The sequence below is a fragment of the Flavobacterium hydatis genome (genome assembly GCF_000737695.1).
GTDB lineage: Bacteria > Bacteroidota > Bacteroidia > Flavobacteriales > Flavobacteriaceae > Flavobacterium > Flavobacterium hydatis.
Genome location: NZ_JPRM01000001.1, coordinates 251,856 through 274,636 on the forward strand (window position 1 = coordinate 251,856; position 22,781 = coordinate 274,636).

Here is a 22,781-nt window from a genome sequence, read left to right on the forward strand (position 1 = left end):
TAATTTCAGTATTTTTGTGTTTTAATAACCAAATTTTCAATTAAGACAAAAAAATGGCTTTAAACACAACAAACCCAACCGGGACTGAAGCGTGGAAAAATCTACAAAACCACTATAACGCAATTCACGAAACCACTATACAAGAATTGTTTCAACAAGATAATACTCGTGTTCAAAAATTCAACTTACAATGGAATGACTTCTTACTAGATTATTCTAAAAACAATATAAGTCAGGAGACTATCTCTCTTTTATTAGAGTTAGCAAATTCAATTGGATTAAAAGATGCTATATCTCAATATTTTAGTGGAGAAATAATTAATCAAACCGAAAACAGAGCAGTTTTACATACCGCTTTACGTGCGCCAGAATCTGCAGTTATAAAAGTAGACGGAGAAAATGTAATTCCTGAAGTTTACGAAGTAAAAAACAAAATCAAAAAATTTAGCCACGAAGTAATTTCTGGAGAAAGAAAAGGTTTTACAGGAAAAGCTTTTACTGATATTGTTAATATTGGTATTGGAGGTTCTGACCTTGGTCCTGTTATGGCAGTTGAAGCTTTACAGTTTTACAAAAATCATTTAACTACACATTTTGTTTCTAATGTAGATGGAGATCACGTAAATGAAGTTATCAAAAAATTAAATCCTGAAACAACACTTTTCCTGATTGTTTCTAAAACATTTACAACTCAGGAAACATTATCAAATTCTGAAACGATTAAAGAATGGTTTTTAAAATCGGCTTCACAAGAAGATATTGCAAAGCATTTTGTAGCTGTTTCAACAAACATTCAAAAAGTAACAGAATTTGGAATTAACCCAGACAATGTTTTCCCGATGTGGGATTGGGTTGGCGGACGTTTCTCTTTATGGAGTGCGGTTGGTTTAAGCATTAGCCTAGCGGTTGGTTTTGATAATTACAATCAATTATTAGATGGCGCTAATGAAACAGACGAACATTTTAAATCGGCAGAATTTGACCAAAACATTCCTGTAATTCTAGCTTTATTAAGCGTTTGGTATAATAATTTCTTTGGAGCCGAAAGTGAAGCATTAATTCCTTACACACAATATTTACAAAAACTTGCCCCATACTTGCAACAAGCAACAATGGAAAGTAATGGAAAAAGCGTTGGTCGTGACGGAAAACCTGTTAACTACCAAACAGGAACTATTATTTGGGGAGAACCTGGAACAAACTCGCAACACGCATTCTTCCAGTTAATACACCAAGGAACAAAATTAATCCCAACAGATTTTATCGGATACGTTGAACCATTATATGGTAATGAAGATCATCACAATAAATTGATGTCAAACTTCTTTGCACAAACTGAAGCTCTATTACACGGAAAAACTGCAGCACAGGTTCAAGCTGAATTTGATAAACAAGGGCTTGCTGCAGATAAAGCTGCATTCTTATTACCTTTTAAAGTATTTACCGGTAACAAACCGACAAATACTATTTTAATACAAAAACTAACTCCTAAATCTTTAGGCTCATTAATTGCATTATACGAGCATAAAATATTTGTTCAGGGACTTATCTGGAATATATTTAGTTATGACCAATGGGGAGTAGAATTAGGTAAACAATTGGCAAATTCTATATTAGATGAAATCAATACAAAAACAGTTAAAAATCATGATAGTTCAACCTCTTTCTTATTAAATCATTTTTTGAAGAATAAGTAAGAACTAGTAACTTATAGTAAATAATCCCTAAAAAGCTTATTGATTTTAAAGATCAATAAGCTTTTTCTTATAATACTAATCCTCAAGTTATTCGCTTTATCTAAAATTAACATAGACTCGCTTTTTAGCGTTTTTATTTTTTGATGTTTTAACAAAAAACCATCCATAAAATTTAAAAAAATGCCATTTTTCTTACTATAAATCAACAAAATCACTTTAATACTCAAGAGATTACGCAAAACGACATTTTCTTAACGTTTTGATAACATAATCCGATTAATTTGTTATAATTTTGCCAAAAACAATTAACTAAATAACAAATGAAGACAATGAAAAATTGGTTACTCACGGGACTATTGTTCATGATGGTTTCAACCGTATTTTCGCAAGGAAAAATCACAGGTACAATTACCGATGGTTCTAATTCTTTACCTGGAGCAAACGCTGTAGTTAAAGGGTCATCAGACGCTGGATCAAGCGACTTTGATGGTAAATTTTCTATTACAACTTCAGTAGCTTCTGGAGAAGTAGTTGTTTCTTACTTAGGTTACGACTCTAAGACAATTAAATTTTCTGTTTCTAAAGGAGGAACTGTTAATTTAGGAACTATCGTTTTAACATCAAACTCTAACGAATTAAGTGAGATTGTTGTAAAAAGTACAGTAGTTGATATCGCTAAGGACAGAAAAACTCCTGTTGCAGTTTCTACTATTAAAGCTACTGAGATTCAAGCAAAATTAGGAACTCAAGAATTTCCTGAGATTTTAAGAAATACTCCTTCAGTTTACGCTACAAAAGGTGGTGGTGGATACGGAGATTCTAGAATCAACATTCGTGGATTTGACCAAAAGAACATTGCCGTAATGGTTAATGGTATGCCAATTAATGACATGGAAGGTGGAACTGTTTACTGGAGTAACTGGGCTGGACTTTCTGATGTAACTTCTGCAATGCAGGTACAAAGAGGTTTAGGTTCTTCTAAACTTGCAGTTTCTTCTGTAGGGGGAACAATAAACATTGTAACAAAATCATCTGACATTAAACAAGGTGGATCATTTTCTTCTGGATTTGGTAATGCTAATTACTTAAAATTACAAGGATCTTACAATACTGGAAAATTAGATAACGGACTTTCTGCTTCTGTTTTATTATCTCAAACAATGGGAGATGGATACATCAACGGAACTGAATTTGAAGGAACTAACTACTTCGTAGCTTTAGGATATGCTACAAAAGACAACAAACACGATTTTCAATTTACTGTAACTGGTGCACCACAATGGCATAACCAAAGAAATACAGTTTCTACAATTGAAACTTACCAAAAATACGGTTCTATTGACAACCCATATACAAGATACAATGCTGATGCAGGATATTTGAATGGTGAAAGATATAACATCAGAAAAAACTACTACCACAAGCCAGTTGCATCTATTAACTGGGATTACAAAATAAACGAAACTACTAAACTTTCTTCTGTTCTTTATGCTTCATGGGGACGTGGTGCTGGAGCAAGTGCTACAGGTGGTATTGGAGGAATGACTTACAACAACCAAGCCTTTTTATTACCAAACGGTATGGTAGATTATAACAGAATCCAAGCTTGGAACTCTGGTCAAGGTAAAGTTAATTTTAACGGAGCAGACCAAACAAGAACACAAGTTGGCGGTGTTTTCCAAAACAGTTCAGCTACAGGTAGAACAGGAAGTGCACCTAATTACGTTTACAACACAACATCTGGAATTTCTCAAACTTCATCTATCAACTCTCATGACTGGTATGGTGCTGTAATCAACTTGAATAAAAAATTAAGCAATACATTAACTTTAGATTTTGGAGTTGATGCTAGAACTTACAAAGGATACCACTTTACTGTAGTTAATGACTTATTAGGTGGTGGAGAATTCTTCGACAACACTGTTGCTGATTTAAAACCACAAGGTAGACACCTTACTACAACTTACGATACAAGAGTTCAATGGAATCCTTTCGAAAACAAAGACTACGAAAAAATTGCATTCAACAGTACTGGTAATGTAAGATGGTACGGAGCTTTTACTCAACTTGAGTACTCTAAAGATAACTTAACTGCATTTGTTCAAGGAGCAATCTCTCAACAAGGATACCAAAGAGAAGATGATTTCTTATACAAAACTTCTGATCCATTATCTTCTACAGATTATAAAAACATCTTAGGTGGTAACGTAAAAGGTGGTGCTAACTACAACATTAACGAGAAAAATAATGTGTATGTAAATGCAGGTTACTACTCTAAGCAACCATTCTTTAACTCAGTTTACCCTAATAACAAATCTACAGTAAACCCTAACGTTACTAACGAAAAGATTATTGGTTTTGAAGCAGGATACGGATTCCGTTCTCGTTTCTTTAATGCAACTGTAAACGTTTACAACACGACTTGGAATGACAGATACTTAAAAGGTAATGCTCTTCCAGATTCTCCTGGAGTTGTTGGAAACACAACTTACACAGAATATTTAGGATTAAATGAAGTTCACTCTGGAATTGAGTTTGAAGCAAATTCAAACATTACAGATAAGTTAAAAGTTAACGCTATGTTCTCTTATGGAATTTGGGAATACAAAGGAAATGCAACTGTTAATGCTTACTTCCAAGCAGACAACACTCCAGTTCCAGGATTCTCAGGAGTTCCAGTTTACATGGACAAAGTAAAAGTAGGTGATGCTGCACAAATGACAGCTTCTTTAGGAGCAGCTTATGAAGTATTACCAAGAGTTACTGTTGATGCTAATTACAACTTCAATGATAATTTATATGCAGGATTAAGCCCTATTAACTTTGCATCTCCAGACAACAAAGGAGCTTTAGAATTACCTTCTTACGGAATAATGGATGCTGGTTTCTCATACAAAATGCTTGTAGGTAAAGATAAAAACAGATCAATGAACTTTAGATTAAACGTAAACAACGTTTTAGACAAAGTTTATATTGCAGAATCTAGAACTAACTTTTTTGCTGACGATTTTGTTAATGGAAAAAATGGACCTACTTATGCTTCAGCTGGAAAAACATATGATGGTATAGCTACAGGTAACCAAGTATTCTTTGGTTTCGGAAGAACTTGGAACTTTACTTTACGTTACGATTTCTAAAAAAATCACAACATAAAATTCACAAAAACGGCATTGGCTTTTTAGCTTAATGCCGTTTTTTTATGCCATAATTTTGCTTATATTTGTTTAAAAAACTTTAGTTCTATGTACGATTTTATACAAAAATTTCACTCAGGATGGGCTTATATTGTCTTAATCCTTCTATTAGTTGCAGTTATAAATGCGATTATCGGTTTTACCTCAAAAAAAGATTTTACACCAACAGACCGTAAAATTGGTCTTTTTACATTAATCGCTACTCATACGCAATTACTAATCGGATTATTCCTTTATTTCGTTTCTCCTCTTGGAAAAGCTGCTTTCGGACAAATGTCTAACGCAGATTTAAGACTTACATCATTAGAACACCCATTAATCAATATTATAGCTATCATTTTGATAACTATCGGATGGTCAAAACATAAAAACTTAGTCTCTAGCGAGTCAAAATTCAAAACATTTGCAATTTTTTACGGATTAGGATTGGTACTGATCCTAAGTAGATTACCATGGAAGTTATGGTTCTAAAAACACAAATAAAGCCCTAATTACAGGGCTTTTTTTTATTTCGGCATATTATTTGTGTAAGTATATCCATCTTAAAAATAAAATTTATGAGCAATAAAACATCTATCATACTTTCTATCCTAATTATCACTTTTTTAAGCTGTGGTTTTTCATATATTAACAGTCAAACCAAACCAGCTGATTCTAAAGTGATTCAGGATACTTTAAAAAATCAAAAGAATAAAACAGTTGCCTCTCCTACTAATACAGAAAAAGATTCTATAACTATAGATAAAAATTCCAAATTAAAAATCTACAAAAAATCTGCTCACGCTTCCTATTATTCAGATCGTTTTAATGGTCGAAAAACTGCAAACGGAAGTCGTTTTAACAATAGCAAATATACTGCTGCTCACAAAAAATTACCTTTTGGTACTAAAGTAAAAGTTACAAACGAAGCCAACGGAAAATCTGTAATTGTAGAAATCACAGATAGAGGTCCATTTGTAAGAACACGCGAAATTGACTTATCAAAACGTGCTTTTATGGACATCACTAAAAACAAAGGCGCTGGAGCAATGACTGTAACTATCGAAACAATAGAAAAAATTAAATAAATTTTCGGATACTCATCATAATTCCAACATGAAGCGCTTCATGATAGTTATTAAATGGTAATGCATCCTCAATATTTTTAAGGACAAAACCAAGACTAGTCGTTAACTCATTATAAGTTTTAAATACATTGGCATTATAATCTGTTTCAGTTTGATCAATGGTTGTAAAAAGTAATGATTTAATTTCTTCCAATTCTGCTTGAGATACATCTCCTTCAGGCTTGGTACCTTTTCTATATTTTTCGAGTAATACATCCGAAACCATCATTGGTAATCCAGATAATTTATAAACTAGAAGCTGTTGTGTAACAATGATGTGTGCAACATTCCAAATTATATTATTACTAAACCCTTCTGGAATTTTGTTTAATTGTGCTAAAGAATAATTATCTAAAAATTGAGCCGTTAACTTTCTGCTTATTCTAATTGTTTCAAATGTTTGATTCATGATTTTGTTTTTTTTCATAAAAATAAACAATTTAAATATTAAATGAATTTTCTTTGTACTCTAAACTTTGATAATATGAACAAAATATACTACCTCGCTTCTTGCGATACTTGTCGCAAAATAATAAAAGGATTACCTAAAGATAATGACTTGGTTTTTCATGATATCAAGCAAAATCCAATTACTGAAGCTGAGCTTGAAGAAATGTACCAACTTTCTGGTAGTTACGAAGCTTTATTTAGCAAAAAGGCTCAATTATATAAGTCTATGGATTTAAAAAACAAATCTTTGACTGAGGCTGATTTCAAGAAATATATATTAGAACATTATACTTTCTTGAGCCGTCCTGTCTTTATTATTGACGAAAAAATATACATTGGCAACTCACAACAAAATATCTTGCAGGTAATGAAGGTTTTAACCAAATAACCTTCAACAACAATACACCAAATATTTCATTATCTTTGCCCCTTTATATCCAATTATATGATACAATCCATGACAGGGTTCGGCAAAGCTTCTTTGCAATTACCAACAAAAAAAATTACTGTAGAAGTAAAATCGTTAAACAGTAAAGGTTTAGACCTTAATGTTAGAATGCCTTCACTTTACAGAGAAATGGAGTTGGGTTTACGCAATCAGATTGCATTGAAATTAGAAAGAGGTAAAGTCGATTTTTCAATCTTTATCGAAAGTACTTCTGAACAAACATCTACGAAAGTAAATGTTCCTATCGTGAGAATTTATATCAACCAACTTAAAGAGGTTTATCCAGATGCCGATGAAACCGAATTAATGAAAATGGCTATTCGTATGCCAGACACATTAAAAACGGAACGTGAGGAAATAGATGAAAATGATTGGGAGCAAATTCAAACTGTAATTGAAGAGGCTTTACAAAACATCTTAACTTTTAGAAAAGACGAAGGTGAATCTCTTGAAAAAGAATTTCAGTTACGAATAGGTAATATCCGTCAGTACATGACAGATGCTTTGGCATTAGACCCAGAACGTGTTCAGGCTATTAAAGATCGTTTGCAAACTGCAATTTCTGAACTTCAGGTAAACGTTGATGAAAATCGTTTTGAACAAGAACTTATCTACTATTTAGAGAAATTAGATATTACCGAAGAAAAAGTACGCTTAACCAATCATCTTGATTATTTCCTTGAAACTATCGAAGGCACTGAAGCCAATGGTCGAAAATTAGGTTTTATAACCCAAGAAATGGGTCGTGAAATCAACACAATGGGATCTAAATCTAATCATGCTCAAATGCAAAAATTGGTTGTGATGATGAAAGATGAACTTGAAAAAATTAAAGAGCAGGTTTTGAATGTTTTGTAAAAACTAGAAACCAGAAAAGATATCATAAATAAAAGCTTAAAGCATAAAGCTTGAAGCCAAAAGCATAAGTAATGAAAAAAGGGAAATTAATCGTATTCTCAGCACCTTCCGGTTCAGGAAAAACAACCATCGTTAGACATTTATTAAGTAAAGAAGATTTAAACTTAGAATTTTCTATTTCGGCAGCTTCGCGTGAACCTCGTGGAGAGGAAGTACATGGAACGGATTATTATTTTATTTCATTAGAAGAATTTAAAAAACACATTAAAGCAGAAGATTTCCTGGAATGGGAAGAAGTATATCGTGATAATTTTTACGGGACTTTAAAAAGCGAAATCGAACGTATTTGGGCTTTAGGCAAGAATGTAATTTTTGATATTGACGTTTCAGGGGGATTACGTATTAAACATAAATTCCCAGAAGAAACTCTTGCAGTTTTTGTAAAACCACCAAGTATTGATGAGCTAAAAATTCGTTTGAAAAAACGCTCGACCGAAAGTGAAGACAAAATCAATATGCGTATTGCAAAAGCATCTGTAGAATTAGCAACTGCTCCACAATTTGATAAAATCATCAAAAACTACGATTTGGACACTGCTAAAGAAGAAGCTTACCAATTGGTAAAAGAATTTATTAATAAATAATACCACGCTCTAAAAAAGCAACATACAACTCCAAATTATTTTAAAATAAAAAACAGTACTATCATGAATAGATTATTTCAAGTAAAAAGAAACGAAACTAACGTAGATTTTATTATTCTTATAATCCGATTAACGATTGCAACATTGATGATTTTTCATGGTTTACCAAAGTTAAATACACTTTTAGCTGGTGGCGAAATTCAATTTCCTGATCCTCTAGGAGTAGGAAGCATGCTTTCTTTAGGTCTTGCTGTTTTTGCCGAAGTTGTATGTTCATTTCTTATCGCGATAGGTTTAGGAACCAGACTTGCTTCAATACCTTTAATTGTAACAATGTTAGTTGCTGTATTTGTTGTTCATGGAGCTGATCCAATCGATGTTAAAGAAATGGCAATTTTGTACCTATTATTTTATTTACTTCTTTTTGTAACAGGAAGCGGTAAATTCTCAATAGACAACTTTATTGGTAAAAAGAGTCGTTTTTAAGCTTAATAGCTATTATTTTAGAACAATTAGAAAGTAAAAAAGAAACTACCTCATCATATTATTGATGTAGTTAATTGCTATTTATTCTATCAAACAAATTACCTTTTTTATGAAAATTGGTCTTTATTTCGGAACCTTTAATCCCATACATGTTGGGCATCTTATTATTGCCAATCACATGGCAGAACATGCGGATTTAGACCAGGTTTGGATGGTAGTAACACCACATAACCCTCTTAAAAAGAAAGATACTTTGCTAGATGATTATCATCGTTTGCAAATGGTACATCTCGCTACAGATAGTTTTGATAAGTTAAAACCTTCGGATATTGAGTTTAAACTCTCTCAGCCTAATTATACTGTAAATACATTAGTTCATTTACAAGAAAGATATCCTAATCATGAATTCTCGTTGATTATGGGCGAAGACAACTTGAAAACACTTCATAAATGGAAAAACTATGAAGTAATTCTTGAGAATTATGACATTTATGTTTATCCTCGAATTTCATCTGAAGTAGAGAATTTAGAACTAAAAAATCATCCTAAAATTCATTTAATAGATGCACCAATTGTAGAAATATCTTCTACTTTTATTCGTAATAATATTAAGGAAGGAAAAAATATTCAACCGCTATTACCCGAGAAAGTCTGGGAATATATCGATCATAATAATTTCTACAAGAAATAATTACATTAATTCGTTTTATATATAATTCGCAAAATCTTATTTAACACATAGAAACATAGATTTTATGTGTCGTTAAAAAGAAAGCAAAAAAGAAAAACATTTCTCTCGCATAGCTAACTCTGTGTGTTCAAAATAAGTGAAACGCCTATTTTTAAGAGTACAAAACTATGTTTCTATGCGTTAAAAACAATTGTATACAACTCGTTGTATTATATAAAAAAGCCTAAATGTTAATTTCATTTAGGCTTTTTCTTTATTAGTTAGCTTATAGCAAGCTCTTCTTTTTTTACGTTGTTTCTAATCTCTGACAAGGAGTGGTCGATTAATAATTTACCATCTCTAAAGACTTCTTTTAACTCTCCTTTGGCCTCTTCTTCCCAAGAAACATTATCGGTTAATTGATATACACCATCTACTAAGTCAATTTTCATTAATCCTTTAGCAGATTTTTTAGTTCCATCATCCGTAATTGGATCTTTAAAGATGGCTCTTCCTTCTCCGTTTACTTCACCATACGTAGCTTTCATTGCAAAACCAAAAGTATCTCTGGTATTGTATTGATACGTAAATGAACCAATCCCTAAAACCACATTTGTAGATGCAAAACCTTTGGCTTTTAATCTTTCGCAAATTTGAGTTGCTCTCGCTACAGTAATACTATCACCATATATTCCCCCAATTTGTGGCACTAATTCTTTATATCCTTTGCTATTTGTAGTTCCTCCAAAAACGTCCCAGATTAACTCAATAACACCTTTCTTTTCTTGTTCTGTTTTACCATTAGGGTTACCACAAATAATATCAACTGGATCCCCACTATCTGGTCTGATTACTACTTTTCCTTCTCTAGAAAGAATTTCTTCTTTTAATCGAGGTAAATAATCGGTTAACACCTTCCATAAATCCCAAGTGTCAGAAACGATAGAAACAATTCCTTTAGGGTAAACTTCGCAAATTAATCTTTTAAAAGTTTCACATTCTCCTTCTGTAGTTCCCATACACATTACAGAATGCTCGGTTGCTGCTACAGATCCAGCAACTAACTCAACATCTGAATTGGCATTATAATATTCTTCTAGAAAATCAATTGCAGGAATAGTATCAGAACCTGTAAAGCTTAATAAATGCCCTGCAGAAGATGTTACAGCCGCTTCTATCCCTCCCATTCCTCTCATAGAGAAATCATGTCCTTGCCAATCTACAAACTCTGGAACAGACGAAGTTTCTTGTGCATATTTATCAAGTACAACTCTATACTGTTTAGCAATTGTTGCAGAGTTACAAGGCAACCAAACTACTGCCGAAAGTAATGTTTCAAAATAATTTGTTAACCAAAAAAACTCTGGCATTGTATTATACATCGTAAACATAGGTACACGAACAGGAACGCTTGCTCCTTCTGGCAATGCTTTAAAAACCATCGGAATATATCCTAAATCATGTAAATCCTCAATATGTTTTGTCCCTACTTGGTTTTCGCCTAAATAATTATTGATTCTACGAGCGTATTTTTTTACAACTTCTTCTTTTGGTTGTTTAAAAAAGTATAAATCGAAATCCTGAATAATATACTTTTTGATAAAATATTGCAATCCGAAAAACACAACCTCATCAACTCCTTCAATTCTAGATTTTCTTGGTGTCCAGTTAGAATATACTAATGATGTTCCTGTTGGATATTGTCTTCTGTGGTCAACTTTATAACCGTCTGTTAATAATAGTGGGTTCATAATATTAATTTATATTTTTTGATAATCGTTCTGCTAAATCTTTTATATCATTGGTTCTAACCAAATTCTCAATCCATTTTTTTGGAATATTTTCTATTCCGTAATACATACCTGCCAATCCTCCAGCAATTGCAGCTGTGGTATCTGTATCTCCTCCTAAATTAACTGCTTTTAAAACTGTTTCTTCATATGAATTGGAGTTAAAAAAACACCAAAAACTCGCTTCTAAGCTATGAAGTACATATCCTGATGAATGAATTTCCTCTTCTGAATATTTAGAGATATCATCCTTTAAAATTCTATCAAACAACTGAATTTCTATTGGATTAAACTTTTTATCTCTTAGAAATTTAGAAACAATATGCTGCATTTCTTTATACGCTTCTACTTTCTCTTTTCCTTTTAAAATTTCTAAACAATAAATCACATAGATAAAACAAGCAAATACAGAACGGAAATGTGCATGAGTAATAGATGAAACGGCTTTTACCTTTTGATAAATAATTTCAATATCTTCTTTGTCTTTTAGATAAAATACTAATGGTAAAATACGCATCAACGAACCATTACCATTGTCTTTTTCTTCAAATCCTCCGCAGAATTCTGCTTCGTGACCTTTTGCTATATTATGAATTGCATTTCTTGTCGCAATTCCAATATCAAAAACTTGTCCATGTGGTGTCCATAATTCCGTACTATACCATTTCACAAAATTTCTAGCTATGTCAGATAAATCAAAACCGCTACATAAACTCTCGGCTAAACAAAAAGCTAAAGAACTATCATCGCTCCAAGTTCCTAAAGGTTGATAATGGGTCCCATAACCAATCATGTCAGAAACAGGATTTTCTTTTAGGGAAGCTCTTGAATAAAATTCAACAGGAACGCCTAAAGCATCACCAATTGCCAAACCAAATAATCCAGATTCTATTTTACTTTCCATCTTCTATTTATTTCTTCCTTTTTCGTTCGGATATAATTCCTGAACTATATCACTTTGCCAAAATGTTTTTGTTTCAACATCTATACAGGATAATTTTCCATGAAAAGCAGCTCCTGTATCAATATTCCAAACATTACATCCTTGCATAGGATCTTCGATGTTGTAGTTTAATGTTGGTGTATGCCCTATGTATATTTCTTCGTAAAGTAATAATCTTTTGGGATATAAAAGCGAATCTTTTTTTATTCGCTTATCCATTGTCAAAGCCATTTCCCACAATGTTCTATCCCAAGAGTAATTACTCGAATAATGTTCTTTTTCCGGACCATGCATCGAGGAGAATCCAGCATGAATAAATAAGCGGTTTTGCTCATCGATATAATAATCTTTCATGCTTTCAAAAAAGGACAAATGCTCTGTTATTTTATCAGAAGTATAATCTTCATAACTTTTTATTGTCGCCGTCCCTCCGTGTTGTAACCAAATATTATTTGGCTTTCCTGATTGTAACCATTCCTGACACCAAATATCATGATTTCCTTTAATAAATATACAACTATGTGTTTTATTCAATTCTATAAGAAAATCAATTACTGCTGCAGATTCGCTCCAACCATCAACATAATCTCCTAAGAAAACCAATCTATCATTTACATTGATATTGGTTCGCTCCAATAGTTGAATTAAAGCTCTTAATCCGCCATGAATGTCACCAATTACCAAAGTCCTTTTCATGATTAAAATTCAATGTATTTTGCAGGAACGGCATCTGTTAGCCAAACATTATTTTCAGACAAATAAAATTTAAATCCGTCTCTGTGCATCGCACCACTCCTAACGCTTAAAATCTGTGGAGTTCCTCTTCTTCCACCTACCTTAATAGCAGTTTCTCTATCCTGGCTAAGATGTACGTGTTGGCGGCTCATTTTCTGAAGTCCTTCTTTTTTGATGCTTTCCATAAACTTCCCAACTGTTCCGTGATACAAAAACTCCGAAGGTTCTGCTTCATTCAGGTTTAACTCAACCGAAATTGAATGCCCCTGACTTGCTCTTATTTTAGTTTTATCTTCATTAAAAGCAAATCTTTTTTTATCATTATTTTCTACTACATAATCCAGAAGTTCTGAATTTAATGTATTTCCGTTTTTCGAGCATTTTGCAATCAATTCTTCTACATCAGCCCAACCATTCTCATCTAATTTTAAATTTATGGTTTCTGGCGAATGTCTGAGTACTAAACTCAGGAATTTGCTAATGCTTTTTGCTATTTTTTCATTCATAATTTTTATGAAATTTTTAATTTCTTATTCAGTTCTTCATCCTTGAAAAGGAAAGGTCTTTCAGCGGGAACCATCAGATTCTCTAATTGTTGATTCTGAACAAATGAATATTGCTCTTTTACAAAACCTGAAATATCTTCGATTAGCACTATATCTTCTTTTGCAAACGACTTTATAAAATCATCTCTTAAACCAATCTGAATCGCTCTTCTCTCTAATTTATTTCCATAAGGATCATGATCCGGATCCCATTGCAATCTTACAGATGAAGTTTTCACTTCTGTTTGCCATTCTTCACGACTCATTCCGAGTGACGTATCATAAGACGAATAAACTGCATTTTGCAAATACTTATTGAAAGCTGAAATTTTAAGATGAATTGCCAGCACCACTTCTTGTCCTTCTTTAGTTCCCCAACCATTTCTATACATCATCCACAGAAAATTAGGTTTAATCCATGTCATTCTGGTAAGACTAAATTCTCCTCCAAAAAACTGATTTTTCACTGCAAAATCTCCTATTTCTTTTCGGTATGATTGATAAACTATTATTTCTTCATCGTCATATTGAGCCATAATGTGATGGCCTGCTTTTGGCCATGCTGTAATTTGCTCATCATATTTTTTTAATTCTATTTTCATTTTATTTTGTACACAATATCTTCATTGTGCTATTTTAATTGAAACAGATTGATTTTTAATTTTATCTAAAAATCATATACTGTTACTTCTATGTTATTATCAGAAAGTGTTTCCAAGATAATAGGCTCAATCTCTTCCCACTTTCCACCAGCTAAGCCACAACCAATTCTTGGCATATGGATACTAGCTTCATTTTTGTTTGCAAAAAGAGCAACTTCTTTTAAACCTTCTTTGATAGCATCGTATCTTATTGGAGCATTTCCATTCTCATCCTTATTAATTTTGTGCTGACCAATTAAATTTGCTACCCAAAGATCTTCTTCAACCTGAACAAATTGAACTTTACCCAATTCGAAATCATCCTTTGATTTAAACCATTCTCTATATTGATTTTCTGGTTTTTTCCATCTTTTGGAAATAGCCATCACAAATCCTTTTCCCCAACCTCCAATATCGTTACATATATGAACAATTATTTTATTATTTTCAGATTGAGGAGAAGTAGCATCTCCTTTTATATATTTAATCTCTTTCATAATTCTATTACTTTAATTCATCTCTAACTTCCATCAAAGCAAAACCTAAAAGGTTAAGTCCTTGCCATTTTTCAGGATTAAGAATGTCCTTATGATCACTTGCCATTCCTATCCCCCAGATTGGGTCAACAGGACTCGCTTCTACCAAAATTCTTTCCTTTGTATTGATTAGAAATTCTTTTAATTTTTTGTCTTGACTGAATTTATGATAGTTTCCCTGCTTCACAATTTCATATCGATTAGCTAACCAAACAGCATCATTATAATTCTTAACTTCTCTACCTAACTTTTTAGCTTCAGCAGGAGAATTAGCTAAGAGAATTTTTGCTAAAGTTTCGCTATCCTCAAACAGTTCTGCTTTTTTTGCCATCATCCAATGTTCAGCAGTTTTGTAATTAACTTTATCAACTACAAACGAACTTAACCACCACTGGCTAAAACAAGTTTTAGAAATTTTTCCATCTTTGTTGGGTTGATGTCCCCAGAAAAATAAAAAATTACTTTCTGATGTTAGTTTTTCTATAATGTATTTCATGATTTATTTTTTAAAAATATCTTCAAAACACTTAAAATTTGATTTTTTTTCAGAATTATCAAATATTGCAAAAACTATTTTTTTAAAAGCACCTGCATATTTTTCTGTAATAACTTCTTTAAACAAGTTTGCTACATCTTTGGTTTCATTGCTAAAAACGCCACACCCCCAAGCTCCCAAAATAATAGTGTCACTTTTTTGCTTTAAAGCAATTGCCAAAACTTTTTCTATTCTTTTTTTAAAAACTTTTTCTATCTCTGCGATTTCTTCTTTTCTATTATGTTGCAACATCGCACCTTTGTTTGGCGCTGGCGATGTGATTATGTCTGCAACTAATGGTTTCTCAAAATAGTTTCCGCTATCATCATTCCAAAACAAGACATTCGGACTATAAATCATGTAATCTGAATATAAAAATGAAGACTGATTTCTATTAAAATCATACATCACTTTGTCTTTGATTTGTGTTTCATAAAGATTTGAAGATCTAGCTAAACTTTCTTCCTGAGCCGAAGCTCCTCCTAAAAATCCACCGCCTGGATTTTTTGCAGAAGCAAAATTCAAGACGCAAATTTTGCCGTTTTCCTCTTGAACAATTGCTTCAATTGTTGAACAATTTTTTGTTACAATCTCTGTTTCAAACTTATTTTCAATTGGGTTTTTCAAGATTGCTTCCCAATCGTTTGGCAAAATTGTAAACGTATTTCCTATGGATTCTTCAAGTTCTTTATCTATGACAATCCTTTTTCCTTTATATTCATAAAAACCATTCTTTATGATTTCTAAAGTTTTATTTGCTATTTCTACTCTATAATTTTTATTCATAATTCTAATTTTATCACCTCAACACTTTCGCCTTCAAAATCTTTGAAAGAGTTTGTTGTGAATATTTTATCGAAACAATCTAAAACTTCAAAGCCTTTATTGAAAATTCCGTGGCTTACAGCTAGATATAATTTCCCTGCGTTTTTCTTTTTTAATTCTTCTGCTAATCCTACAAAGGTTCCTCCACCATCGCAAATATCATCTACAATAAGACAATCCATTCCTTTTAAGTCTTCTTCATAAACTTTAAAGCCAGATAATCTTCCTGTTTTTACATCACGACTTTTGCTACATTCAACAACATCTACTCCTCCTAAAAATTCTGAAACTTTGTAGATTTTTTTCAAAGCACCACCATCAGGAGAAATCAATTTTACATCGTTTCCTATCATTTTAATAACTGTTGCTATAAAAGTATGATTCGGGATTACTTCGCAATTGTTTACCAAAGCTGGCGTAACTTCAGAATGTGCATCAAAAACAAACACTTTGTTCAATTGCATGGCGTTTATAATATCTGCATATACTTTTACAGATAATGGTTCTCCTTTTATCATTACACGATCTTGTCTTGCTGCTGGAAAATACGGAATAAACAAATCAATAACTTTTACATCCATTCTTCTTAAAGCATCAACCGTAAGGCACAACAATCCTAAATCGTTGAATGAATTTAATCTATGTGTAATTGTTATTTTTTGATTGACATCAAAATCAGGATTGATTTTGATATGTGGTTCTCCTCCAGAAAAAGTAAAACTTTTAAAATCTATTTCTTTTTGTCCTGTAATAGGTCTAAAATTTGGGTCTAAATTAAGTATCATAATTTTTGGTTTTGCGTTAATTATACGCAAATATACATTTAATATTTATACGAACAATTATTTTGTGTAAAATTTACGCAAACTTAATTTCGAAGTGAAACCCTTCTTTCAATAAGTCATTGTATTTCTGCTGATTAAACTTAAATAATTTTGCAGGTCTTCCCGTTTTATTAGGAGAAAAATTATCTGTTTCCTGAATAATCCCGTAACTTAAAATCTTTTTTCTGAAATTTCTTCTATCAATTTCTTTCTCCAAAATCGTACAATATAAATTCTCCAATTCAGAAAACAGAAACTCTTTTGGCAACAAATCAAATCCGATTGGTTCGTAAGTAAGTTTAGCTTTTAATCTTTCGATAGCTTTTTTTAGAATAAAATTATGATCGAAAGCCAAAGCTGGAATCTCATCTACTTTAAACCATTGCGCATTATCTGCATCAGAATCGGCTTTAACTTTTAGCTTCGAAGGATCTACTAATGCAAAATAAGCTACAGAAATAACTCTGTTTCTCGGATCCCTGAAAACATCATCACCGAAAGTAAATAATTGTTCAAAGTGATTCACCGTAATATTGGTTTCCTCTTTTAACTCTCTTTTTACTGCTTCTTGCAATGATTCATCATTTTTTACTAATCCTCCCGGCAAAGCCCAATACGATTCTGTAGAACCAAATTTTTGCTGAATTAAAAGCACATATAATTGATTGTTTTGGTATCCAAAAACAATCGCGTCGACAGCTACTCTAATATTTTGATTTTCTATCATAACTCTAATGCGTAAAATTTACACAAATATAAATACTATTTGTACTGATTAAGATTTAACCTCTATCAAATATAAACATAACCGAACAATCATTTTAAAACCTGTTTTAACTCTCCTGCAATGGTTTCAAAAATCGGACTCAGGTTACTGTTTTTTCCCGACAACAAGAAAACATCAATACTTGGCATTTCCTTACTATCCCATAATAACTGTAGTTTACCTTCCTCAATCAATTCTTTTGCATTACAATTCCAAGTTATCCCAATTCCGTTGTTTTTAGAAAGTACCCTTAGCATTTCGCTTTCATTAGGAATAATATAATTGGCAACCATCGAAGGTCTTTTTTTATTAAAAACATGTAACCAAAACAATTTAACATGCGGGATTCTTGCATCATGACTATACCATTTTTGCTCATTAAGCCATTGTTCTATATCCGAGGAATTTTTAGTTTTTAGCTTTAGCTTAAAATCATTTATATCAAGTTGTGGAGACGAAACCATAACTAATTTAATCTTCCCTACAATTTCCTGTATCGTATCAAACGTATCAAATTGTTTGGTAATAATTGCAAAATCAAGTTTTTTGGCATCTACTAATTCAAAAAGAGTATCGTTATCATGGAAACTAAAATCAATAAAATCGAATTTGGGTATTAAAACACTTCCCAATCGAGCAAATAGATTTTTAGAAATCCCCACAGATATTAATCGATTGGCATCGGATGCTTTTGCACGAAAGCCATTCTCGACATTTTCGAGACGGTCAAGCGCGTCTATAATCAGATTATTAAGTAACTTAGCATAATCTGTTGGTTCTACTCCTTTTGATTTTCTGTTAAAGAGCTTATAACCCACGTGCGCTTCTAACATTGAAATTTGCTGACTAACTGCTGGTTGACTAATAAAAAGCTCTTTGGCTGCCAAAGAAAAATTACCATTTTTATATACCGATTTAAACGTTCTGTACCATTCTAGATTAACCATGATATAAATATATTTATCACAAACATAATTTATTTTATTTTTACTAATACCTTAATTGCTCTAATTTTGTATCAAATAAAATACATTATGAAGAAAATCGCTCTATTTGTTATTATCGCATTAACTATAAATTGTGCTACGACTACTGCGCAAAAAGTAAATAAAAAAAATATGAAAAAAGTATTATTTGTTGTTACTAGCCACGATAAGTTGGGTAACACTGGCGAAAAAACCGGATTCTGGACAGAAGAACTTGCAGCGCCTTATTATGCTCTTGCAGATAAAGGGGTTGAAATAACCATAGCAACTCCACTTGGAGGGCAACCGCCAATAGACCCAAAAAGTGCTGATCCTGCATCTGCAACTGAAGACACTAAACGATTTGATGCTGATAAAGTTTTATTAGAAAAATTAAAACACACCATTAAATTATCTGATGTAAATCCTGCCGATTATGATGCTGTTTTTTATCCTGGTGGTCACGGTCCTTTATGGGATTTAGCCGAAGACAAAAACTCTGCAGCTTTAATCACAGCATTTTACACACAAAATAAACCTGTAAGTTTTGTTTGTCACGCTCCGGGCGTTCTTAAAGACGTTAAGGTAAATGGTGAATTTTTAGTAAAAGGAAAAAAAGTTACTGGATTTTCTAATGCCGAAGAAGAAGCGGTAGGATTAACCAAAATTGTTCCGTTCTTGCTAGAAGATGCTTTACAAAAAGATGGTGCAATTTACTCTAAAGGACCAAACTGGGAACCATACGCTGTGGAAGACGGATTATTAATTACGGGACAAAACCCAGCATCATCAAAATTGGTTGCTGAAAAATTATTACAAAAATTAAACAAATAAGATTCTAAGGCACTAAGCTCCTAAATTGCTAAGATTTGAATATCTTTAAGAAAGCTTAAAAACTTAGTGCCACAATAAATATTAATAATAAAGATATCAAGTTGCTAGGATCAAAAAAACTTAGAACCTTAGCAACTTAGTATCTTAGAAACTCTAAAAAAATGCTAAACTTTGAATTATACAATCCGACAAATCTAGTTTTCGGAAAAGGACAAATAGAAAAACTAAAAGATCTTGTTCCTCAAGGAGCAAAAATATTATTGGCTTATGGAGGTGGAAGCATCTTTAAAAACGGAATTCACGAACAAGTAATCAATAATTTAAAAGGTTTTGATATTGTAGAATTTGGCGGAATTGAACCAAATCCGCATTTTGAAACGTTGATGAAAGCTGTTGCAGTTATTAAAGCCGAAAAAATCGATTTTATCCTAGCTGTTGGTGGTGGATCTGTAATAGATGGTGTGAAATTTATTTCTGCTGCAGTTAATTTTGAAGGAAATCCGATTGATATTCTTCAAAAACGTTTGTTGATTAAAGAAAACGCAGTACCATTCGGAACTGTTTTAACGTTGCCTGCAACGGGAAGCGAAATGAATTCGGGTGCTGTTATAACTATTGAAGCTACTCAGGAAAAACTAGCTTTTGGTGGTAGCGCTTTATTTCCTAAATTCTCTATTTGCGATCCAACTGTTATTGCTTCTTTACCAAAAAGACAATTACAAAATGGTGTTGTAGATGCTTATACACACGTAATGGAACAATACTTAACTTATCCTCACGAAGGATATTTACAAGATAGGATTGCCGAAGGTATTTTGCAAACATTAATAGAAGTTGGTCCAAAAGTAGTCGAAAATCCTACTGATTATGCTCTAGCTTCAAACTTTATGTGGAGTTGTACTATGGCATTAAACGGATTAATACAAAAAGGAGTTCCAAGCGATTGGGCAACACATATGATTGGTCATGAATTAACTGCTTTATACGGTATTGACCACGCAAGAACATTGGCAATTGTTGGCCCTAGTTTATATCGTGTAATGTTTGAAACTAAAAAAGGAAAACTAGCTCAATACGGAAGACGCATTTTTAACCTAACGGGTTCTGATGATGAAGTAGCAAAAGAAGCGATTAACCAAACAGTAGCTTTTTTCCATACTATGGGAATGGATACTAAACTATCTCAATATACAAACGACTATGATAAAACAGCCGATTTTATCGTAAAACGTTTTGACGAAAGAGGTTGGAAAGGTTTAGGAGAAAATCAATTGGTTACTTTAGATAAAGTAAAATCAATCGTAGAAATGAGTTATTAAGTTTCTTGAAACATAAATAAAATAGAAAAGGCGTTCTTATAACTTATTAAGGACGCCTTTTCACAATACTAAAACAAAACTAACTAACTCAATTTGTAAATTCATTTAACTAAAATTCTAATTCATAAACCATTACAACGTAAGAATCAGTAACTTATTGTATGTTTTGTAAAAAATATTTATTTTTTTTCATTTAGAATTTAAACTAGTAAAAACGGAGTCGTTTCTATATAGTTTGATATGTGTTTTTCATACCAAAAGCGTTTGTTAGCATGAATTTTTCGTAGTATTCGTATAATATTACTACTTTTGTTAAAAATTAATAATTATAATGAGCGAAAATTTAAAATTTGCAGTAATTGGTGGTGGAAGCTGGGCGACTGCCATTGCAAAAATGTTATGTGTAAATCTTTCGGAAATTTCGTGGTACATGCGTAATGACGCTGCTATCGAACACATTAATAAATACAAGCACAACCCGAATTACTTGAGTTCGGTAGAGTTTGATACTAATAAATTAAAGCTTACTAATAATATAAATGAAGCTGTAGAATATGCTGATTATATTATTTTTGCTATTCCATCGGCTTTCTTAAATGCCGAATTAGAAAAATTAACCGTTCCGTTAGATAACAAAGTTATTTTCTCGGCTATTAAAGGTATTGTTCCTGAAACAAGTTTAATTGTGGGAGAACACTTCCATATAAAATATGACATTCCGTATTACAACATTGGTGTTATTACTGGACCTTGTCATGCCGAAGAAGTTGCTCTAGAGAGATTATCTTATTTAACAATTGCATGTGGAGATTCTTCTAAAGCGGGTGTTGTTGCCAAAAACTTATCTGGAAATTACATAAAAGCCAAGATATCTGATGATATTATAGGTACTGAATATGCTGCAATGCTTAAAAACATTTATGCTATTGCTGCCGGAATTGCTCATGGTTTAGGTTATGGCGATAATTTTCAATCGGTAATAATGAGTAATGCTATTCGCGAAATGAAGAAATTCATTAAGAAAGTGCATAAAATGAAACGTAACATTAATGACTCTGCTTATCTAGGCGATTTATTAGTTACAGGATATTCAGTTTTTTCGAGAAACAGAATGTTCGGAAATATGATTGGAAAAGGATATACTGTAAAAAGTGCTATGATGGAAATGAGTATGATTGCCGAAGGTTATTATGCCACCAAAAGTGCGTATAAACTAAACCAAGGTTATGGTGCGAAAACACCGATTATCGATGCCGTTTATGCTATTTTATACGAAGGTAAAGATGCTAAAACTGTTTTTAAGAAATTAACTGACGTACTGGATTAGTTTTTAGTCGCAGTTTACAGTTTCAGTAAAAACAGTAAATAGTTATAAAAAAAAGAGGGTCAAGACTAATTTATTTCGTCATGACCCTCTTTTTTTATAATGTAGTAGATACTCTATATTTCTTTGTTATAAACTACAACTGAAACTGAAACTGAATACTAAAAATTGCTATTTCACCATAATACCATCTACAAATAAGATAGGTACTTCTTCATAAAAATCTTCATGGATTGAGTGTGCTTTAAAAATAAATTTCTTGTCGTATAATGTGTTTCCGATAAAAAAAGTAACCATAAACTCATTGTTTAAAACCAACAGGCTTTTTTCTACCATTTCTATTTTTACAACTGAAACTGCAGGAACCTCAACAAAAGCATGACGCAAAAGTGACGTTTTTTTCATTTCGCCATCAATTGTTCCAAAAGCTTTTGAAACTATCATTACACTATCAATATTAAAATCACTATCATTTACAAGATAAGCATACCATACTTTCTCCATAAAATCGTCGCTCCATTCCTGAACAACTGCCAGAAATACATTTTCTACTTCTGGAATAATTATATCTTTTTTCATAGTTATCAAAAGTTATAAAGTCATAAAGTCGAAAGCTTCATGTGTTGAAACTTTCGACTTTACAAAT

The 22,781-nt window shown here is 32.2% G+C and carries 25 protein-coding genes; 12 read left to right on the forward strand and 13 right to left on the reverse strand.

Annotation, left to right across the window (positions count from 1 at the left end; genetic code table 11):
- The first annotated feature begins 53 nt into the window (after positions 1–53).
- From pgi to IW20_RS01135, 4 genes are all read left to right on the forward strand, one after another.
- Positions 54–1,697 (forward strand): glucose-6-phosphate isomerase, encoded by a 1,644-nt coding sequence (pgi, locus tag IW20_RS01120; RefSeq protein ID WP_035617680.1) that lies wholly within the window; start codon positions 54–56, stop codon positions 1,695–1,697.
- 320 nt (positions 1,698–2,017) lie between these two features.
- Positions 2,018–4,834, forward strand: coding sequence for a TonB-dependent receptor (locus IW20_RS01125; protein WP_035617682.1), 2,817 nt, complete (start codon positions 2,018–2,020; stop codon positions 4,832–4,834).
- A gap of 105 nt (positions 4,835–4,939) precedes the next feature.
- Positions 4,940–5,362 (forward strand): hypothetical protein, encoded by a 423-nt coding sequence (locus IW20_RS01130; protein WP_035617684.1) that lies wholly within the window; start codon positions 4,940–4,942, stop codon positions 5,360–5,362.
- Between the two features lie 86 nt (positions 5,363–5,448).
- The gene (locus tag IW20_RS01135) at positions 5,449–5,958 is read left to right on the forward strand and encodes a septal ring lytic transglycosylase RlpA family protein (protein ID WP_035617686.1); all 510 of its coding nucleotides are present in this window, start codon (positions 5,449–5,451) and stop codon (positions 5,956–5,958) included.
- On the opposite strand, the gene IW20_RS01140 is transcribed toward IW20_RS01135, so the two are convergent.
- Entirely contained in the window at positions 5,951–6,424 is a 474-nt protein-coding gene (locus IW20_RS01140) for a DinB family protein (protein ID WP_240478443.1), read from the reverse strand. The genes IW20_RS01135 and IW20_RS01140 overlap by 8 nt on opposite strands.
- Positions 6,425–6,481: 57 nt before the next feature.
- On the opposite strand from IW20_RS01140, the gene IW20_RS01145 reads away from it, so the two are divergent.
- The 5 genes from IW20_RS01145 to nadD all read left to right on the forward strand — a co-directional run bounded on the left by IW20_RS01145 (position 6,482) and on the right by nadD (position 9,574).
- A complete protein-coding gene (locus IW20_RS01145; protein ID WP_035617689.1) occupies positions 6,482–6,835 on the forward strand; it encodes an arsenate reductase family protein in 354 nt (117 codons plus the stop codon).
- A gap of 57 nt (positions 6,836–6,892) precedes the next feature.
- Positions 6,893–7,753 carry a YicC/YloC family endoribonuclease gene (locus tag IW20_RS01150; RefSeq protein ID WP_035617691.1) on the forward strand — a complete coding sequence of 287 codons (861 nt, stop codon included), beginning with the start codon at positions 6,893–6,895 and terminating at the stop codon, positions 7,751–7,753.
- A gap of 71 nt (positions 7,754–7,824) precedes the next feature.
- Complete coding sequence (gene gmk / locus IW20_RS01155) at positions 7,825–8,397, forward strand: guanylate kinase (protein ID WP_035617693.1); 573 nt, start codon at positions 7,825–7,827, stop codon at positions 8,395–8,397.
- Between the two features lie 63 nt (positions 8,398–8,460).
- Positions 8,461–8,883 carry a DoxX family protein gene (locus tag IW20_RS01160; protein ID WP_035617695.1) on the forward strand — a complete coding sequence of 141 codons (423 nt, stop codon included), beginning with the start codon at positions 8,461–8,463 and terminating at the stop codon, positions 8,881–8,883.
- Positions 8,884–8,992: 109 nt separating this feature from the next.
- On the forward strand, positions 8,993–9,574 hold the full coding sequence (gene nadD, locus IW20_RS01165) for a nicotinate (nicotinamide) nucleotide adenylyltransferase (protein WP_035617697.1): 582 nt from the start codon (positions 8,993–8,995) through the stop codon (positions 9,572–9,574).
- Between the two features lie 260 nt (positions 9,575–9,834).
- Here the strand turns inward: nadD and IW20_RS01170 are convergent, their stop codons facing one another.
- The 11 genes from IW20_RS01170 to IW20_RS01220 all read right to left on the reverse strand — a co-directional run bounded on the left by IW20_RS01170 (position 9,835) and on the right by IW20_RS01220 (position 18,640).
- On the reverse strand, positions 9,835–11,304 hold the full coding sequence (locus tag IW20_RS01170; protein WP_035617699.1) for a nicotinate phosphoribosyltransferase: 1,470 nt from the start codon (positions 11,302–11,304) through the stop codon (positions 9,835–9,837).
- Positions 11,305–11,308: 4 nt separating this feature from the next.
- Positions 11,309–12,247, reverse strand: a complete 939-nt coding sequence (locus IW20_RS01175) for an ADP-ribosylglycohydrolase family protein (protein WP_035617702.1) — start codon at positions 12,245–12,247, stop codon at positions 11,309–11,311.
- Between the two features lie 3 nt (positions 12,248–12,250).
- Entirely contained in the window at positions 12,251–12,982 is a 732-nt protein-coding gene (locus tag IW20_RS01180) for a metallophosphoesterase family protein (RefSeq protein ID WP_035617704.1), read from the reverse strand.
- A gap of 2 nt (positions 12,983–12,984) precedes the next feature.
- Complete coding sequence (locus IW20_RS01185) at positions 12,985–13,527, reverse strand: RNA 2'-phosphotransferase (protein ID WP_035617706.1); 543 nt, start codon at positions 13,525–13,527, stop codon at positions 12,985–12,987.
- 5 nt (positions 13,528–13,532) lie between these two features.
- Entirely contained in the window at positions 13,533–14,168 is a 636-nt protein-coding gene (locus IW20_RS01190) for a DUF4291 domain-containing protein (RefSeq protein WP_035617709.1), read from the reverse strand.
- Positions 14,169–14,233: 65 nt separating this feature from the next.
- A complete protein-coding gene (locus IW20_RS01195) occupies positions 14,234–14,704 on the reverse strand; it encodes a macro domain-containing protein (protein ID WP_035617711.1) in 471 nt (156 codons plus the stop codon).
- Between the two features lie 7 nt (positions 14,705–14,711).
- Entirely contained in the window at positions 14,712–15,239 is a 528-nt protein-coding gene (locus IW20_RS01200; RefSeq protein ID WP_035617713.1) for an NADAR family protein, read from the reverse strand.
- A 3-nt stretch (positions 15,240–15,242) separates the two neighbouring features.
- On the reverse strand, positions 15,243–16,064 hold the full coding sequence (locus IW20_RS01205) for a TIGR02452 family protein (protein ID WP_035617715.1): 822 nt from the start codon (positions 16,062–16,064) through the stop codon (positions 15,243–15,245).
- A complete protein-coding gene (gene prs, locus IW20_RS01210; protein ID WP_035617717.1) occupies positions 16,061–16,888 on the reverse strand; it encodes a ribose-phosphate diphosphokinase in 828 nt (275 codons plus the stop codon). Before prs ends, IW20_RS01205 begins: the two co-directional genes overlap by 4 nt.
- Positions 16,889–16,961: 73 nt before the next feature.
- Positions 16,962–17,654: an NUDIX hydrolase gene (locus IW20_RS01215; RefSeq protein ID WP_035617719.1), complete on the reverse strand. Its 693-nt coding sequence runs from the start codon at positions 17,652–17,654 to the stop codon at positions 16,962–16,964.
- Positions 17,655–17,743: 89 nt separating this feature from the next.
- Entirely contained in the window at positions 17,744–18,640 is an 897-nt protein-coding gene (locus tag IW20_RS01220) for a LysR family transcriptional regulator (RefSeq protein WP_035617721.1), read from the reverse strand.
- Positions 18,641–18,727: 87 nt separating this feature from the next.
- Here IW20_RS01220 and IW20_RS01225 point away from each other — a divergent pair, with 87 nt between their 5' ends.
- The 3 genes from IW20_RS01225 (at position 18,728) to IW20_RS01235 (ending at position 22,138) form a co-directional block, all read left to right on the forward strand.
- Positions 18,728–19,492 (forward strand): type 1 glutamine amidotransferase domain-containing protein, encoded by a 765-nt coding sequence (locus IW20_RS01225; RefSeq protein WP_035617722.1) that lies wholly within the window; start codon positions 18,728–18,730, stop codon positions 19,490–19,492.
- A 161-nt stretch (positions 19,493–19,653) separates the two neighbouring features.
- On the forward strand, positions 19,654–20,811 hold the full coding sequence (locus tag IW20_RS01230; protein WP_035617724.1) for an iron-containing alcohol dehydrogenase: 1,158 nt from the start codon (positions 19,654–19,656) through the stop codon (positions 20,809–20,811).
- Positions 20,812–21,142: 331 nt separating this feature from the next.
- Positions 21,143–22,138 (forward strand): NAD(P)H-dependent glycerol-3-phosphate dehydrogenase, encoded by a 996-nt coding sequence (locus IW20_RS01235; protein ID WP_035617726.1) that lies wholly within the window; start codon positions 21,143–21,145, stop codon positions 22,136–22,138.
- A 168-nt stretch (positions 22,139–22,306) separates the two neighbouring features.
- Here the strand turns inward: IW20_RS01235 and IW20_RS01240 are convergent, their stop codons facing one another.
- Positions 22,307–22,714: a hypothetical protein gene (locus IW20_RS01240; RefSeq protein WP_035617728.1), complete on the reverse strand. Its 408-nt coding sequence runs from the start codon at positions 22,712–22,714 to the stop codon at positions 22,307–22,309.
- Between the last annotated feature and the right edge of the window lie 67 nt (positions 22,715–22,781).